At 59.6% G+C, this 15,947-nt stretch carries 14 protein-coding genes; 3 read left to right on the top strand and 11 right to left on the bottom strand.

The window, feature by feature from the left end; genetic code table 11:
* Positions 1–13: 13 nt before the first annotated feature.
* Both MME58_RS23910 and MME58_RS23905 read left to right on the top strand, forming a co-directional pair.
* On the top strand, positions 14–1,792 hold the full coding sequence (locus tag MME58_RS23910; RefSeq protein ID WP_055007160.1) for an acyl-CoA dehydrogenase C-terminal domain-containing protein: 1,779 nt from the start codon (positions 14–16) through the stop codon (positions 1,790–1,792).
* A 399-nt stretch (positions 1,793–2,191) separates the two neighbouring features.
* The gene (locus MME58_RS23905; RefSeq protein ID WP_002555565.1) at positions 2,192–2,353 is read left to right on the top strand and encodes a YqaE/Pmp3 family membrane protein; all 162 of its coding nucleotides are present in this window, start codon (positions 2,192–2,194) and stop codon (positions 2,351–2,353) included.
* A 55-nt stretch (positions 2,354–2,408) separates the two neighbouring features.
* Here the strand turns inward: MME58_RS23905 and MME58_RS23900 are convergent, their stop codons facing one another.
* The 11 genes from MME58_RS23900 to MME58_RS23850 all read right to left on the bottom strand — a co-directional run bounded on the left by MME58_RS23900 (position 2,409) and on the right by MME58_RS23850 (position 14,200).
* Complete coding sequence (locus MME58_RS23900; protein ID WP_055007159.1) at positions 2,409–4,235, bottom strand: S9 family peptidase; 1,827 nt, start codon at positions 4,233–4,235, stop codon at positions 2,409–2,411.
* The gene (gene pqqE, locus MME58_RS23895) at positions 4,198–5,367 is read right to left on the bottom strand and encodes a pyrroloquinoline quinone biosynthesis protein PqqE (protein ID WP_055007158.1); all 1,170 of its coding nucleotides are present in this window, start codon (positions 5,365–5,367) and stop codon (positions 4,198–4,200) included. Before pqqE ends, MME58_RS23900 begins: the two co-directional genes overlap by 38 nt.
* Positions 5,360–5,644: a pyrroloquinoline quinone biosynthesis peptide chaperone PqqD gene (pqqD, locus tag MME58_RS23890; protein WP_055007157.1), complete on the bottom strand. Its 285-nt coding sequence runs from the start codon at positions 5,642–5,644 to the stop codon at positions 5,360–5,362. The genes pqqE and pqqD overlap by 8 nt, the downstream gene beginning before the upstream one ends.
* Entirely contained in the window at positions 5,641–6,396 is a 756-nt protein-coding gene (pqqC, locus tag MME58_RS23885) for a pyrroloquinoline-quinone synthase PqqC (protein WP_055007156.1), read from the bottom strand. Before pqqC ends, pqqD begins: the two co-directional genes overlap by 4 nt.
* 8 nt (positions 6,397–6,404) lie before the next feature.
* Positions 6,405–7,316: a pyrroloquinoline quinone biosynthesis protein PqqB gene (gene pqqB / locus MME58_RS23880; protein WP_055007155.1), complete on the bottom strand. Its 912-nt coding sequence runs from the start codon at positions 7,314–7,316 to the stop codon at positions 6,405–6,407.
* Positions 7,317–7,404: 88 nt separating this feature from the next.
* Positions 7,405–7,479, bottom strand: a complete 75-nt coding sequence (pqqA, locus tag MME58_RS23875) for a pyrroloquinoline quinone precursor peptide PqqA (protein WP_003422658.1) — start codon at positions 7,477–7,479, stop codon at positions 7,405–7,407.
* 135 nt (positions 7,480–7,614) lie between these two features.
* Positions 7,615–9,927: a pyrroloquinoline quinone biosynthesis protein PqqF gene (pqqF, locus tag MME58_RS23870; protein WP_055007154.1), complete on the bottom strand. Its 2,313-nt coding sequence runs from the start codon at positions 9,925–9,927 to the stop codon at positions 7,615–7,617.
* 93 nt (positions 9,928–10,020) lie between these two features.
* Entirely contained in the window at positions 10,021–10,815 is a 795-nt protein-coding gene (locus MME58_RS23865) for a carbon-nitrogen hydrolase family protein (protein WP_054985652.1), read from the bottom strand.
* 15 nt (positions 10,816–10,830) lie between these two features.
* Positions 10,831–12,510, bottom strand: coding sequence for a flavin monoamine oxidase family protein (locus MME58_RS23860; RefSeq protein WP_122239048.1), 1,680 nt, complete (start codon positions 12,508–12,510; stop codon positions 10,831–10,833).
* Between the two features lie 151 nt (positions 12,511–12,661).
* Positions 12,662–13,123 (bottom strand): Lrp/AsnC family transcriptional regulator, encoded by a 462-nt coding sequence (locus MME58_RS23855; RefSeq protein ID WP_002555556.1) that lies wholly within the window; start codon positions 13,121–13,123, stop codon positions 12,662–12,664.
* Between the two features lie 9 nt (positions 13,124–13,132).
* Positions 13,133–14,200, bottom strand: coding sequence for an FUSC family protein (locus tag MME58_RS23850; RefSeq protein WP_055004703.1), 1,068 nt, complete (start codon positions 14,198–14,200; stop codon positions 13,133–13,135).
* A 337-nt stretch (positions 14,201–14,537) separates the two neighbouring features.
* On the opposite strand from MME58_RS23850, the gene MME58_RS23845 reads away from it, so the two are divergent.
* Entirely contained in the window at positions 14,538–15,833 is a 1,296-nt protein-coding gene (locus tag MME58_RS23845; protein ID WP_055004705.1) for a M20 family metallopeptidase, read from the top strand.
* Positions 15,834–15,947 lie beyond the last annotated feature (114 nt).

Below are 15,947 nucleotides of genomic sequence, written 5' to 3'. Positions count from 1 at the left end.
CACGAGGTTTGCCATGGCTGACTACAAAGCGCCACTGCGCGATATGCGCTTCGTCCTCAATGAAGTCTTCGAGGTTTCCAGGCTCTGGGCGCAACTGCCGGAGCTGGCTGAAACAGTCGACGCTGAAACGGTCGACGCCATTCTTGAAGAAGCCGGCAAAGTCACCAGCAAAACCATCGCCCCGCTAAGTCGTAACGGTGACGAAGAGGGCTGTCACTGGAAAGACACGGTCGTTACCACGCCTGCGGGGTTCCCCGAAGCTTACCGGATCTACGCGGAAGGCGGCTGGGTCGGCGTGGGCGGCAACCCCGAGTTTGGCGGCATGGGCATGCCCAAGGTGGTGTCGGCCCAGGTCGAGGAGATGCTCAATTCTGCCAGCCTCGCGTTCGGCTTGTACGCGATGCTCACCTCCGGTGCCTGTGTGTCCATAAACACCCACGCCACCGAAGAGCTGAAGGCCAGATTTCTGCCCAACATGTATTCGGGCGTCTGGGCCGGATCGATGTGCCTGACCGAGGCTCACGCCGGAACTGATCTGGGCATCATTCGCACCCGAGCCGAGCCGCAGCCTGACGGTGCCTACAAGATCACCGGCAGCAAGATTTTCATTACCGGCGGTGAACACGACCTGACTGAAAACATCATCCATCTGGTGCTGGCCAAGCTGCCGGACGCACCGCCAGGGCCGAAGGGCATTTCGCTGTTTCTGGTGCCCAAATTCATGGTCGGTGACGACGGCAGCATTGGCGAGCGCAATACCGTCAGCTGTGGTTCGATCGAGCACAAGATGGGCATCCAGGCCTCGGCGACCTGCGTGATGAACTTTGATGACGCCACGGGTTATCTGATCGGTGAGCCGAACAAAGGACTGGCGGCGATGTTCACGATGATGAACTACGAACGTCTGGGTGTCGGCATTCAGGGGCTGGCCTCAGGCGTGCGCTCTTACCAGAGCGCCGTCGAATATGCGCTGGATCGCCTGCAGAGCCGCGCCCCGACCGGGGCGCAGAACAAGGAAAAGGCCGCTGACCCGATCATCGTTCACCCCGACGTGCGTCGCATGCTCCTGACCATGAAGGCCTTCAACGAAGGCGGCAGGGCGTTTTCCAGCTATGTCGCCCTGCAACTGGATATTGCCAAGTTCAGCCAGGACGATGCTGCACGCAAACGCGCCGATGATCTGGTGGCGCTGCTGACGCCGGTGGCCAAGGCGTTCCTGAGTGATATCGGCCTGGAGACCACCGTTCACGGCCAGCAGGTGTTCGGCGGTCACGGTTACATCCGCGAGTGGGGCCAGGAACAACTGGTGCGCGATGTGCGTATCACGCAGATCTACGAAGGCACCAACGGCATTCAGGCGCTGGACCTGGTGGGGCGCAAGATCGTCGGTTCGAACGGCGCGTTTTATCAGCTGTTTTCGGATGAAGTGCGCCAGTTCATCAACGACTCGGATGACGCTCTCAACGAATTTACCCAGCCGCTGGCAAAAGCCTTGAACATGCTGGATGAGCTGACTGGCTGGGTGCTGGACCGTTCGCGCAGCAACCCTAATGAAATCGGCGCTGCGTCTGTCGAGTACCTGCATCTGTTTGGTTACACCGCCTACGCTTACCTGTGGGCGATGATGGCCAAGGCAGCGCTCGGCAAAGAAGAACAGGAAGAGTTTTATGCGAGCAAGTTGGGTACCGCTCGCTTCTATTTCGCACGTTTGCTGCCGCGTATCCACTCGCTGGACGCTTCGGTGCGCGCTGGCAGCGAATCACTGTTCCTGCTGAAGGCGTCACAATTCTGACTTGAAAAAGTCGTGTAAGCATTTGCTTACGCGACGTGACGCAAATCGGCCTCTTCCCAAAAAAGGGATCCAAAGTTAATCTTTGTTCATGGACGTAGCGCAGGACGCGCAACAAGACATAACAGGGACACGTAGGGATGCCTGCCAGGATGGCGGGGTGAAAGGGAAATCAGGGAAACAGTCTGGAAAACCCCGCTTAGGCGGGGTTTTCTTTGTCTGCGTTTTAACGATTGGACTTCCCAGGCCGCAAAACTCCTGTCCCGCACGCATCACCGAGCGTGTAGCGCTCATCTCCCGAGAAAGAATAATGGCGTCTTGCCAGAGCCGGTTGAACCCTCACCGACGGCGAGGGTCGATTAGCTGTATGGCCAATCAGAGCCAATCAATCAGGAGCTTTTCATGGACATCATTCGTATCATTTTCGCCATTCTGCTGCCTCCGGTAGGCGTGTTCATGCAAGTAGGCTTTGCTGGCGCTTTTTGGCTGAATATTCTGCTGACCCTGCTGGGTTACATCCCTGGCATCATCCACGCGATCTACATCATCGTCTCGCGTAAGTAACACGTCGTCGTACGCGTTGATCGTTCCCCCATGCGGGAACGATCAAACGGCGTGATCAGGCATCCAGTACTTCGCGATAAAAACGCCATTCCTTCTCCAGCGCATCTGCCAGGTTACTCGCCTTGCGGAATCCATGATGTTCGTCTGCGTAGAAGTGTGCCTGCGTCTTGATACCGCTGTCTTGCAGCGCCTTGAACATGGTGCGGGTCTGCTCTGGCACCACCACGGCATCCAGCTCACCCTGAAAGAAAATCACCGGCACGTTGATGCGCTCTGCATGCAACAGGGGGGTGCGGGCCCGATAGCGCTCGATGTCCTTGTCAGGATCGCCGATCAGCCAGTCCAGGTAATCGCCCTCGAATTTATGCGTGGCCCTGGCCAGCGCCACCGGATCGCTGACGCCATATAGACTCGCCCCGGCGCGAAACACGTTGTGGAAGGCCAATGCGCAGAGCGTAGTGTAGCCACCGGCACTGCCGCCGCGAATAAAAGCCTGTCGTTCGTCAATCAAGCCGCGTTCGGCCAGGTGCGCGACAACCGCACACGCATCCTCTACGTCCGCCACCCCCCAAGTGAGGTGCAGGCCTTGCCGGTACACGCGACCGTAGCCACTGCTGCCGCGATAGTTGAGGTCTGCCACAGCAAAGCCCCGGTGTGTCCAGTACTGAATGCGCGGGTCCAGCACCGGGTAGCAGGCAGAGGTCGGGCCGCCGTGGATGAACACCACCAGCGGCGGTTTTTCCACGCCGGTCATAGCGGGATAGAAGTAGCCATGAGCCTCGGCTCCACCGCTAGGGTAACGCAACGTTTGAGGGCGACTGATCTGTTCGGGCGGCAACGGCGAACCGCCCCCTGCCAGCACCTGAACGCTGGCATCGTGGCGAGAGATGGCCACCACCGCCGAGGTGCTGATGGCTGATGCTGCGATGCAATACACGAACGCTTCGTCGATGGCGAGACTGCGGAAGCGGCTGTAACCAACGCTGAAATCTTCAACACCGCCATCGGCCTGACAAAGCCCCAGTACGCTTGCGCCGTCCTCAAACCAACTTGCCAGATAGCCATCGTTGATCGGCAACCAGGTGCAACTGCCCAGTTGCCAAGGCGCAGAAGCATGATCCGCCGGACGGGCGAGGAGTGGCGTGAACCCGGAAGGCGATTCGCCCCAGGGCTGCCAGAAGCCTGCACGATCGGTCAGGCAATACAGGCGACCGTGGGCATCGAAACGCGGCTGTTGCAGAGACTCTTGCGCACCGTTACCTGCCACGCACTGCGCAGAGGCCCAATGGCCATCGTCCTGTTTCGCGGCACACATCAACCGGGTGCTGGTCCACGGCTGATGCGGCCGTTGCCATTCGATCCAGGCCAGGCGCTGGCCGTCGGCACTGATGATCGGCGACGCGTAGAAGTCGGCACCCTCGGCGAGCAACTGGCGCTGCCCGTCAGTCAGGTCGATAGCGACCAGCCGATGCGTGTTGTGGTCCTCTTCAACGGCGAGAATCCGGCCACCGCTGAAGAACAGGCCGCCGTAGCGTTTGCTGCCCTCCGTCAACTGTACCGGCACGCTGGCGTCCAGCGCCTGACGGTACAGTTGCTGGTCACTCTCATTGACGAATACCACTGCGTCGTCAGCCAGACAGAACGAGCCGCCACCGTATTCATACACCCGGCTGCGAACGCTGAAGCCTGGAGGTGTCAGGCAGCGTTTGCTGTTTGCGGACCAGTGCCAGATTCGACAGGCCCCGTCTTCGGGTCGGTATTCGTTCCAGAACAGGCCTGCCGAGCTGGCGTCCAGTTCGGCAAAGTCGACGCCTGCGGCGACCGCTTGTGCGGCGCTCAGTCGTTCAGGAGGATTTTGCGATGAGTCGTGAGTTTCGGTCATTGCGAAAGGCCAGCTCTTCAATGGTTTGAGTAGCGGTTTCGGACTCGTCACGAGCCTGAGTGATGATTCCGTGATGGTAGGACTTGCTGCACACCGGGTCGGCATTGGCGGCGTCACCGGTCAGCATGAAAGCCTGACAGCGACAGCCGCCGAAATCTTTTTCCTTCTCGTCACACGAGCGGCACGGCTCAGGCATCCAGTCGTAACCGCGAAAGCGATTGAAGCCAAACGAGTCGTACCAGATGTGCTGCATGCTGTGATCACGCACATTGGGAAACTGGATCGGCATCTGTCGCGCGCCGTGGCAGGGCAGCGCGGTGCCGTCCGGCGTCACGGTCAGGAAGATGTTGCCCCAGCCGTTCATGCACGCCTTGGGGCGCTCTTCGTAATAATCAGGGGTGACGAAGATCAGCTTGCACGGATGGTTTTCCGCTGTCAGCCGGTCGCGGTATTCATTGGTGACAGCTTCGGCACGTACCAGTTGATCTTTGGTCGGTAGTAGACCAACGCGGTTCAGGTGCGCCCAGCCGTAGAACTGACAGGTTGCCAGTTCGACGAAGTCCGCCTCAAGCGCCAGACACAGCTCGATGATCTTGTCGATCTTGTCGATGTTGTGCCGGTGGGTGACGAAGTTCAGCACCATCGGATAACCGTGCTTCTTTACCGCCCTGGCCATCTCGAGCTTCTGCGCGAAGGCTTTTTTCGAGCCGGCGAGCATGTTGTTGACCTGCTCGTCGCTGGCCTGAAAGCTGATCTGGATGTGGTCCAGCCCTGCTTCCTTGAAGGCGACGATCTTCTCTTCGGTCAGGCCGATGCCCGAGGTGATCAGGTTGGTGTAGAACCCCAGCCGCCGCGCCTCGGCGATCAGCTCGGCGAGGTCCTGGCGCACCAGCGGCTCGCCGCCGGAAAAACCGATCTGCGCCGCACCCATTTCCCGCGCTTGCTGCATGACCTTGAACCACTGCTCGGTGGTCAACTCCTGGCCCTGTCTGGCGAAATCCAGCGGGTTGGAGCAATAAGGGCATTGCAGCGGGCAGCGATAGGTCAGCTCGGCGAGCAGCCACAGTGGCAGGCCGACCTCGGGCGTGGGCGGAATACGGGGGCCGTTGGGCACAGGGGTCATGTCAGACAAGATCGATCCAGTTTTTCTTTTTGGCACCTTCCATGAACTCGTCGACGTCCATGCCCAGTTCGGGAACGTTGGGGAACTGCTGATGAAGCTCATGGATAATTGCGGCGATCGTGCGTTGCCCATCGATCAGCCCGCCAATCAGGGCCGCGCTCTCATTGAGTTTGATCATGCCTTCAGGGTAAAGCACCACATGGGCTTTTTGCGCAGGCTCGTATTGAAAGCGATAGCCTTGATGCCATTTGGGTGTCAAAGCCCGGAACTCCGGATCGTGCTTCATAGCGTAATCCCCTTATGCCAGACCTTCTGGTCTGTAACGCTGTGGTACGGCGGTCGGTTCAACTCGTAGGCCATGGACATCGCATCCAGCATGCTCCACAGGATGTCGAGTTTGAACTGCAGGATTTCCAGCATGCGTTGCTGGCCCTGGTACGTAGTGTAGTGCTGTAACGTGATCGCGAGGCCGTGTTCCACGTCGCGCCGGGCCTGACCCAGGCGGGTGCGGAAATACTCGTAGCCTGCCGGGTCGATCCACGGATAGTGCTGCGGCCAACTGTCCAGGCGCGACTGGTGGATCTGCGGGGCGAACAGTTCGGTCAGCGAGCTGCTGGCCGCTTCCTGCCAGTTGGCGCGGCGGGCGAAGTTCACATAAGCGTCAACGGCAAACCGCACGCCCGGCAGAACCAGCTCCTGAGAGCGCAGTTGGTCCGGGTCCAGCCCCACGGCCTCGCCGAGGCGCAGCCAGGCTTCGATGCCGCCGTCTTCACCGGGCGCGCCGTCATGATCGAGCAGACGCTGTATCCACTCGCGACGAATCTCGCGATCCGGGCAGTTGGCCAGAATCGCCGCATCCTTGAGCGGAATGTTCACCTGATAGTAGAAACGGTTGGCGACCCAGCCCTGAATCTGCTCGCGGGTCGCGCGTCCTTCGTACATCGCTACATGGAACGGGTGATAGATATGGTAATAAGCACCCTTGGCGCGCAAGGCCTGTTCGAATTCAGCGGGGGACAGTGCAGTCGCGTCGCTCATGTCAGCTCCTAAAGCTCGATACTCATGCCATCGAAGGCAACTTCGACGTCGCGGCGAAGCAGCTCCGCGCGCTCCGGAGAGTCTTCGTCGAGAATCGGGTTGGTGTTGTTGATGTGGATAAGCACCTTGCGTTGCTCGGGGAAGCCTTCAAGCACTTCGAGCATGCCACCAGGACCGTTCTGTGCCAGATGGCCCATTTCCCGGCCGGTGCGAGTGCCGACGCCGCGGCGCTGCATTTCGTCGTCGTCCCACATCGTGCCATCGACCAGCAGGCAGTCGGCGTCGCGCATCTTTTCCGCCAGCGCTGCATCGACCTTGCCCAGGCCCGGCGCATAGAACAGCTTGCCGCCAGTGCGAGTGTCTTCGACCAGCAGGCCGATGTTATCGCCCGGATGCGGGTCGAAGCGGTGCGGCGAGTAGGGCGGCGCGGCGCTGCGCAGCGGGAAAGGCGTGAAGCGCAGGTTCGGGCAGGCAGGGATCACGAAGCTGCCTTGCAATTCGATACGGTTCCAGTTCAGACCACCGTTCCAGTGCTTGAGCATCTCGAACAGCGGGAAGCCGGTACTCAGGTCCTCATGAACCATGTCGGTGCACCAGACCTGATGCGGGCAGCCTTCGCGCAGGCTGAGCAGGCCGGTGGTGTGGTCGATCTGGCTGTCCATCAGCACGATCGCGCTGATGCCGGTATCGCGCAATGCCCGTCCAGGCTGCATGGGCGCAAAGCCTTGCAACTGCGCGCGAATATCCGGTGAGGCGTTGCACAGCACCCAGTTGATCCCGTCGTCGGACAGCGCAATGGACGACTGGGTCCGTGCGTGGGCACGCAGGCTGCCGTCGCGAAAGCCTGCGCAGTTGACGCAGTTGCAGTTCCACTGGGGGAATCCACCGCCCGCAGCAGAACCTAAAATCTGGATGTACATGACAGCTCCCGGCACACGTTCTGAAATAAAAAACAGCCATAACCATAAAAAAAGCCCCGGCGAACCGAGGCTTCACAGCGCACTGAAATCAACGGCTTGCGAAGTACATGGTGACTTCAAAACCGATACGCAGATCAGTGTAAGCAGGTTTAGTCCACGACATAAAAATCTCCTCGGATAAGTGCTGCGGTTGGTGACTACATCTTAGTGCATCGCTGAAGGCATACGTTCAGATAGTTAGGGAGCTATGTTACTCAATTTAGCCATTCTTCAGGATCGGAATCTGCAGAAAAGACCGTTACCGTTCAGGTAAGGATATCGGGATGGCCGCGCTGGCAGGGCGATTGGCCACGATCAGCCAGCCGCCAGTGGCGTTGATCAGTTGAGCCGACGCGGTGAGTAACGAGTGTGTATCCAGATTTGACAGAGCGCGTTGCAACGTCTCCGGGTGGCTGGCGTGATGCCCGGCCAGGTGCGCTTGCCACTGCATGTCTGCCAACTGCTGGTCGGGCAGGTTAAACAACTCGAACTGAGCTGAAAGGGCTTTTATCTGCTCAGGCAGATCGGCGTCGCGAATTAGCTCGGGCAAGCTGCCGATGAACGCTTCGATGTGTTCGAAAAGCTGCCCGGCGTTACACGTGGGCGACTGGACGCCGAACAGCAACCCGGTACTGCCGTTGATCTGTCGGATGCCGCTGAACACGGCATAACCCAATTGCAGTTCGACTCGCAGCCGCCGGTAAAAGGGTGCCTGTGACACGTGTGCGAGCAATCGCCAGGCGGCCTCATCTGCAAGGGAGGCCGTGGGGGCCGGGCAAAACACCAGCACTGCGTCTTCCGATGAAGACGATGCTTCAGTCGCCCAGCGTTTGCCAGAGCGAGTGACGGGCAGCCTGGGTGAGGCTGTTTGCCGAGTACCCGGTGCTGCATTCAACGCAGCGTCGATCAGGGACTGGCTGTCAGGGCAGAAACCCTTGGTGAAGCTGATCCAGCGCGACGTTGCCCATACGGCAGGCAGATCAGTGATCGCCAGCTGCGTAGCATTGCTCAGGTAATGATCGGCAAGCTGCTTGAGCAATTGGCGGATCGGAATCAGCGCGGGCTCTTCGTGTGCTTGTGATGAGGGATCTGGGTGTTGCAGGCGATGCAGGCCATGTTCGATAACCGCAACCATTGGGGCTCGCAGGCCGTTCAATTGCAGCTGCCAGTAAGGGCCGTAAGCACTGAACGCCAGGACGACTCCGGCCTGATGGGCGTCTTCGATCAATGGCTTGAGCCCTGCATGGAGCATCCGCCACAGGGCAGGCTGTGCGGAGGGCAGCTCCCAACGCAGGTAAAGCGCGGCCTCATCGCTGTTCCCCGATGCCGCGCCAAGAAACGGGTTTGGTGCTGGCAGACGCCATTCGACTGGCTCTATGTCGAGGTCGCCGACCACCGTAGAACTGACCCGTGCGTCGGGTGTGAGCCATGCAAGCAGCGCACGTAACGCTTCTTTGCCTTGGTCGCTCAACTGCGCAGGCGTCTCGCGACAGTAATGATTTGCCAGGGCCAGCGCTCCGCTCATTTGCAGACGGCGTTGTTCCAGGCGCTGGTATTGCTCGATCAGCGCAGGCCAATGCATCTTGAAAAAATCGAGCCAGCTGAAAAACAGGTTGCGGATGGCGTGAGCGTCCGCGCTGGCGCCTTGGCACTCGATATCAAGCAACAGCTGCCCGCCAAACTGATAAAGCGGTGCGGCTTTCAGCGAGTTGACGAGGCCCCGTTCGACCAGCTCCGCAATCAGGCCGCCCGGCTGTGCTGCATTGAGCCAGTGACAGAAGAACGCCACCGCCTCGTCAGCCCTGTCCGGCAGATTCTCGCAGGCAAACAGCAGGTGGCTTTGATCGCCAATTTGCTGCAGACGGCGCGCAATCAGTGGTGGAGGCGTGCGCTGTTGGACCTTCATCCCATTGGCGAATAACGCGCCATGACTCGTTGCCAACGCTTCCAGCTCAGCCACCGATTGCGGCCCGCTCAGGCACAGGGTCATCTGGCCGGCCTGATAGAAGCATCGATAAAAGTCCTTCAGTGCTTGCTGGAATGCAGGATTGGGCACTGACAGGCTGTAACGATTGCCAGCGTGAAAACCGCGCAGTGGATGCTGTGGGTTGATCGGTGTCAGCAGGCGCGCCTGATCGCGTGATGCGCTGTCGCCGACCCAGGCGATGAATTCGGCATGCAGCACTTCACGTTCGCGTAGCTGGTCTGCGATGGCCATGCGCGGCCGGGCGAGCATGTCGCACAGCCGCTCCAGTGCCTGGGCGAAGACTGCCTGCGGCAGTTCGAAGAAGAAGTCGGTGGTACGTTCACGGGTACTGGCATTGACCTGGCCGCCGTGGCGTTGCACGAATGCCATCAGGTTTTCCCCGGCAGGGAACCGCTCGGTGCCAAGGAAAAACAGGTGTTCCAGAAAATGCGCCAGCCCCGGCCACGCCTGCGGCGCATCGTGGCTGCCTGCTGCCACGCGCAATGAGGCCGCACAGCGCTTGAGCCGCGGCTCGTGACACAGCACCACATTCAGGCCGTTGGCCAGCGTGAGGCGTCTGAGTTCAGCGGAGTGTGCGGCAGGCATCAGGGGCATCCGGAAAGCGTTGCGAAGCAAAGCATCATGCTAGCGGATTAGCTGACCCGTTCGCGAGCCTCCTGCTCAAACCCGCGAAACAGATCAAGTTAGCGGCGCATAAAGTGCCGGCCGACGATCCACGAAGTAGTCGTTCGCAGTTCTGGCCTGGGCCAGCAGCGCCTTGTCCAGCGTGCCGACCAGCAGTGCTTCGTCCTGACCAGCCAGCACCGGGCGGCTGCCGTCCGGTGCGCAGAGGCTGCTGAGCCCGCAATAACGAATCTCGCCCTCGCTGCCGCAGTAGTTGGCGTACACCACATAGCAGTGGTTCTCGAATGCCCGTGCGCGCACGGTCACGTCACAGACAAAGTCGTAAGGCACCATGTTGGCAGTCGGAACCAGAATCAACTGTGCGCCCTGCAACGCCAGCCGACGGGTGTTCTCCGGGAACTCCACGTCGTAGCAAATCAGCAGGCCCAGGTGCCAGCCGTTCAATTCGACCACCGGGAAATGATCCCCGCCTGCCGCGAACATCGACTTGTCCAGCTCACTGAACAAATGCGTCTTGCGGTAGTTGGCCAGGCTGGTGCCGTGGCTGTCGAGCAGCTGCACCGCGTTGTAAACCTGTTGATCAGCACCGCGCTCCGGATAACCGTAAAGAATCGCAATGCCGCTGGCTTTTGCGATGGCGGCAATGCGCCTGGTTGCCGGGCCGTCCTGTGCCTGCGCCAGTTCACTGACTGCCCGAGCGCCGATGTTGTAGCCGGTCAGGAACATTTCCGGACAGATCAGCACCTGCACGCCTTGCTCTGCGGCAGCCTGGGCCTGTTGTTCCAGGCGGTTGAGGTTGCCTGCGACATCCAGCGGCAACGGCGGGCATTGGTACAGCGCAACGCGCATGGTGTTTTCCTTCTGTCAGTCGGCCAGTGAAATCGGGCCGATTTCATGGAATACGTCACCCGGTCCCGGGTTCTCGGCGTGAGTCTTGCCGCCGAAGTGGTTCATGATGCCCCACACGGCATTCAGTGACGTCTGCACAGCGCCTTCAACCCAGGCCGGGGTCCAGGACACATCGTCGCCTGCGATGAACATGCCGCGTTGTTCACTGGGCATATCCTGCTGCATGAAGTGTGCATACATGCGCTGGTTATAACGGTAATGGCCCGGCAGCGCACCCTTGAAGGCGCCCAGGAAGTGCGGATCGGCTTCCCATGAAACGGTGATCGGGTCGCCGATGATTCGTGCTGCGATGTCGACTTTCGGATAGATCTTCTTCAATGCGTCGAGCGCCAGCTTCACACGCTTCTCGACAGGCTGCGGCAACATCTTCAGCGCGTCGCTCATCCACGAGTAAGACAGGCAGATCACGCCTGGCTTGTCGTCGCCATTATCGAACAGGTACGTACCACGGGTCAGACGGTCGGTGAGGGTCATGCTCATCAGGTCGCGACCGGTTTCAGGATCCTTGTCTTTCCAGAATGGGCGGTCGACCATCACGAAGGTTTTTGAAGACTGCATGTAGCGGGTGCGATCCAGGGCCATCCACATCTTTTGCGAGAACAGCGACTCTTCGCACTCGATCTGGGTCGTCAGCAGCCAGCTCTGACAGGTGGTCAGCACGGCGGCGTATTGCCGGGTATCGCCCCAGTTGTCAGTAACGGTAAAACTGCCATCCTCGGCACGTGCAATGCGCTTCACACCAGGACGCGGCGCTCCACGGTGCAAGGACGACAGGCTGGTGCCCTTGGGCCAGTGGGCGCAACGCTCGGGCACATGGCTCCACAAACCCACCGGCACTTGCTGCACGCCGCCGACGATCAGGTGCTGGTGCTCGTCGCAGTTGGTCATCACTACACGAAAGATTTCCAGCATCGAGTTGGGAAAGTCGGAATCCCAGCCGCCGGTGCCGAAGCCCACCTGGCCAAACACCTCACGGTGATAGAAGGACAGTTTGGCAAAGGCCTTGGACGTCGCGACGAAGTCATAGAAGGTGCGGTCGTCCCACAGCGGCACCAGCCTGTTCCAGAGTTCTTTGAGGCGTGGCACATCGCGGTCGCGGATGGCCTGCTGGATGTCGCTGAACTGTGAGCCACTTTCCAGTGCGTCGGCCCAGGCGTCGGCAACTTCCTGAAACAATGCCGGCAGATCGGAAAGCATCTGCGCGTAATAAGTGGTGCCTTCCAGATCGATGACCGTGCTGCCGGACGCTGCGGTGAGCGGATTGGGAAAGGGTCTGGACTCAAGGCCCAGTTTGTCGACGTAATGAAAAAACGCACTCGATGACACCGGAAAGCGCATGCCGCCCAGCTCGGCGACGATGCCTTTGGCACCTTCAAACTCTTGCGAGCGCAACCGGCCGCCCATCTTCGAGGCTTCGTACACCACCGGCCTAAGGCCCATCTTCATCAGTTCGTAGGCTGCCACGAGCCCGGCGATACCGGCACCGACAATCGCCACTTCCGCGCCGTGATGCTCGGCAGGAATGCTGCCCAGACCTTTCGGGTGTTCGATCCAGTCATCGAAAGCAAAGGGGAAGTCGGGGCCAAACAGGGTGATCGGCTTTTTGCCATTGGCGGGGTGACGGTTGTTCTTCATGACTGACCTTGAGGGGCAACGGCGAAAAACAACAGTCTAGAGAAGCGCAGGCACGTTAATAAGACGCAAAGTGTCGTCGATATGCTGTTTGTTAATGCTAAGTGACGAGTCTTCTGGTCGATGTGTGTTGCGTCGGCCAGATGTCGCTCGTTTATACCGGCTGCCCGCGGTCGATCTTGCTGCTGAGGATGATTGACGTGGTGGTCTTCTCTACACCATCCACGCTGCCAATCAGGTCCAGCAACTGATCCAGTTGTTCGGGGGAATCGGTGCGTAGCCACGCGACATAATCAAACTCGCCACTGACCGCGCACAACTGCTGCACCTGCGCCATGGCACTGAGCCGGCGCAGCACTTCCTTGCCTGAGCGTGGCTGGACAGTAATGCCGACATACGCTTGCAGCCCGCCACTGACCACGCGCTGGCCGAGACGCACGCCATAGCCGGTAATCACCTTGCTGCTTTCAAGACGTGCCAGACGCGAGGTGACGGTGGTGCGGGCGATGCCCAGCTGGCGGGCCAGCATGGCAACGCTTTCGCGTGCGTTGATTTGCAGCGCGGCAATCAGCTGGCGATCAATTTCGTCCAGGACGGGAGGGCGGGTATCGGGCACGGCAGTTCCTTAAAACTTCCAGCGTTTGGCGGTCTTGGCCAGGCGGGCCTGCAGCCCGTCCAGGTTCTGTGCCAGCTGCTGAGTCATCAAGTGATAGCCCATCAGTTCGGCTGGAATGACCGGCTGGGCGGGCGCGCTGTCCGATGTGCGGATCAGGCGCTCGGTTGCGCCGGTTTGCAGCGCACGAGCCATGCCGATCAACTGGCGACGGATCTGCCGGTAATCGCCATCCAGCGAAGCCTTCAACGACTCGCCCGCCACCTTGTCCAGGTCGGCAGGGCGGATATTGGCAAGAATTTCCAGGGTGCTCAGGCACATGCGGAAATGGCCCTGGATGGCGTCCAGCTCGACCATGGACATCTTCACTTCCTTGGAAACCGACGGCAGCAGCGAGCGCAATTGCAGCATCGTGGCGTTGAGCCGCGCAGTCAGCTTGAGGTGCTCATCAGCCGTTACCGGCTGGCCTTGCACAATGCGTCCGTACACTTTGGCGCAGTCACGCAGGCCACTGGCCAGGTTGTAACGCCAGGAGAACACGGCATACAGCGGCAGTGCGAAGGAGAAGGCCAGCGCCAGCGCGATGCCGATCAGAATATCGACAGTGCGCCACAGCCCGTCACTGATCGGGTTGTAGCCATGACCGGCCACGATGAACAGAGTGATCGCCGACAGCAGCGCGGTGTAACCCCCTTTGCCGATAGCGTGATAAGCAAAAAAACCGCACATCACCGACATCATTGCGTAGGTCAGCAGCGGCATTTCCAGATAGCCCTGCTGGACTACCACAATCAGGCCAAGACCGGCCCCGATCAATGTTCCATAAGCGCGCTCGACCGACTTCTTGCCGATATTGCCGTGATGCTGCAAGCCGCCGATGACGATCAGCATTGTCACCGACGCCCATTCGCCATGCGGCAGATTGAGGCCCGTGGTCAACAGAATGGTCACCAGCAAACCCACCGCAATCCGCGCCGCGTGGATCAGCCGCGCATGCCGATAACGGCGATACGGGTCCAGCAAGGGACGCAGAACAGGGCGAAGCCAGTAGGGTATGAAAGCAGAGCGCGAATTCGTCATGCGTTAAGAGACCGCGAGGGTAGGGAAGAGATTCCCTGATTGGATGATGGCCGGTCTCAGTAAGCCACATTTCCGCATCAGATGGGTGGGGTATGTTGCCGGCCCCCTTCGGATGTCCATTGCCTGCTCGATCCTGTCAGGCTGCGAAAGTTGGCCGCCTGCCGCGCTCAATGACCGCTCGTCTGCCTTCACAGTGGTTCACTTGCCGGTGCAATGGAACCGTAACAGCCTTGCCGACACTTATGACGGCACAGCATGGCTCCTTGTGGGCAATCTGATGAGGATTCCAGGCGCAATGGCCCGGTAATCATTAATGGCCAAGCGGAGTTTATCTGTCATGAAAAAAAGTATTTCCCTGCTCTCGACGCTGTTTTTCTGCCATGGCGCATTGGCGGGCACGATGCTTGATGAACAGAGCATTACTTCGTACGTCGACACTCACAGCGCCGAGCAGGTCGCGCTGCTCGAGAAGCTGGTGAACATCAACAGTGGCACGGATAACGTCGAAGGTGTCGTCAAGGTCGGCGATCTATTGAAGCCTGAGTTCGAGGCATTGGGCTTCGACACCCGCTGGCACGAGCTGCCGGCAGGAATGAATCACGCCGGCAGCCTTGTCGCCGTGCACGACGGCAACAAGTCTGCGAAACGGATTCTGTTGATCGGCCATCTGGACACAGTGTTTCCAGTCACCAGCAAGTTTCAGGAATTTACCTTGATCGATGGCGGCAAAAAAGCCAAAGGTCCCGGAGTGATTGACGACAAGGGCGGTCTGGTGACCCTGCTGTACGCCTTGCAGGCGCTCAAGCACAGCGGCTCATTGCAGGACATGAATATCTCTGTGGTGCTGGTTGGCGACGAGGAGCTTGCGGCCAAGCCGACCGAGATATCCAGGGAATGGCTGATTGCCGAAGCGAAAAGAAGTGATGTAGCGCTGGGGTTCGAATTCGCCTTGTCACCCAATCAATTGATCACTGAGCGCAGGGGATTGAGCGAATGGTTTTTGACCAGTACCGGCATAGACAAACACTCAGCGACTATTTTTCAGCCAGAGAGCGGTTTCGGGGCGGTGTACGAGTCGGCGCGAGTGCTTGACGAGATTCGCTCGAAACTCTCCGGCGAGCAGGGCCTGACGATCAACCCCGGGCTGATTCTGGGAGGCGCCACCGCTCAGGAAGATGTGGCCAGCGGCCAGGGCACTGCTTCCGGAAGAAAAACCACAATTGCCAGAATAGCGTCCGTGCACGGCGATTTGCGCTTCAGCAGTGAAGAACAGCGCAGTTCCGCCGAAGCACGCCTGCAGGAAATAGCCAGCCACTCGTTGCCACAGACCCACAGCGATTTGAAGATCAAGGCAATCATGCCGGTCATGGCTGATCGCGAAAGCAATCGTGAACTTCTCCAGGCCTACAGCAAGATCAGCCAGGACCTTGATGGACCTGCGCTGGAGTCGGCTCCGTCTGCAGAACGAGGCGGTGCTGACATTTCCTATGTGAACAAATATGTTACGGCGAGCCTGGACGGTCTTGGTGCCTGGGGGCAGGGGGCTCACAGCGAGAATGAGACCATCGATCTGGCTTCCTTGCCCGTGGTGACCAAGCGGGCGGCTCTCTTCATCGGCCGCTATGGCAAATAGCTGTTCTTCGGCCGGGCGCTGAGGCCCTGCTGATCTGAACAGCACAGGGACGGCTGCACCACTTGATGTCTGCTGCCGTCCTTACCTGCATGTCGAGCAGCAAGGGAGAAAAAC

Source organism: Pseudomonas syringae pv. tagetis (assembly GCF_022557255.1).
In the GTDB taxonomy this organism is placed as follows: domain Bacteria; phylum Pseudomonadota; class Gammaproteobacteria; order Pseudomonadales; family Pseudomonadaceae; genus Aquipseudomonas; species Aquipseudomonas caricapapayae.
This window is presented reverse-complemented; position numbering and strand designations above follow the sequence as displayed.

What these genes read in the sequence shown, in the direction of transcription:
- MME58_RS23910 (WP_055007160.1), top strand. Translation starts at nt 14, where the DNA reads ATGGCTGACTACAAAGCGCCACTGCGCGATATGCGCTTCGTCCTCAAT.
- MME58_RS23865 (WP_054985652.1), bottom strand. Translation starts at nt 10,815, where the DNA reads ATGCGCGTTGCGCTGTACCAATGCCCGCCGTTGCCGCTGGATGTCGCA.
- pqqC (WP_055007156.1), bottom strand. Translation starts at nt 6,396, where the DNA reads ATGAGCGACGCGACTGCACTGTCCCCCGCTGAATTCGAACAGGCCTTG.
- MME58_RS23845 (WP_055004705.1), top strand. Translation starts at nt 14,538, where the DNA reads ATGAAAAAAAGTATTTCCCTGCTCTCGACGCTGTTTTTCTGCCATGGC.
- pqqB (WP_055007155.1), bottom strand. Translation starts at nt 7,316, where the DNA reads ATGTACATCCAGATTTTAGGTTCTGCTGCGGGCGGTGGATTCCCCCAG.
- MME58_RS23850 (WP_055004703.1), bottom strand. Translation starts at nt 14,200, where the DNA reads ATGACGAATTCGCGCTCTGCTTTCATACCCTACTGGCTTCGCCCTGTT.
- MME58_RS23860 (WP_122239048.1), bottom strand. Translation starts at nt 12,510, where the DNA reads ATGAAGAACAACCGTCACCCCGCCAATGGCAAAAAGCCGATCACCCTG.
- MME58_RS23905 (WP_002555565.1), top strand. Translation starts at nt 2,192, where the DNA reads ATGGACATCATTCGTATCATTTTCGCCATTCTGCTGCCTCCGGTAGGC.
- pqqD (WP_055007157.1), bottom strand. Translation starts at nt 5,644, where the DNA reads ATGAAGCACGATCCGGAGTTCCGGGCTTTGACACCCAAATGGCATCAA.
- MME58_RS23900 (WP_055007159.1), bottom strand. Translation starts at nt 4,235, where the DNA reads ATGACCGAAACTCACGACTCATCGCAAAATCCTCCTGAACGACTGAGC.
- pqqF (WP_055007154.1), bottom strand. Translation starts at nt 9,927, where the DNA reads ATGCCTGCCGCACACTCCGCTGAACTCAGACGCCTCACGCTGGCCAAC.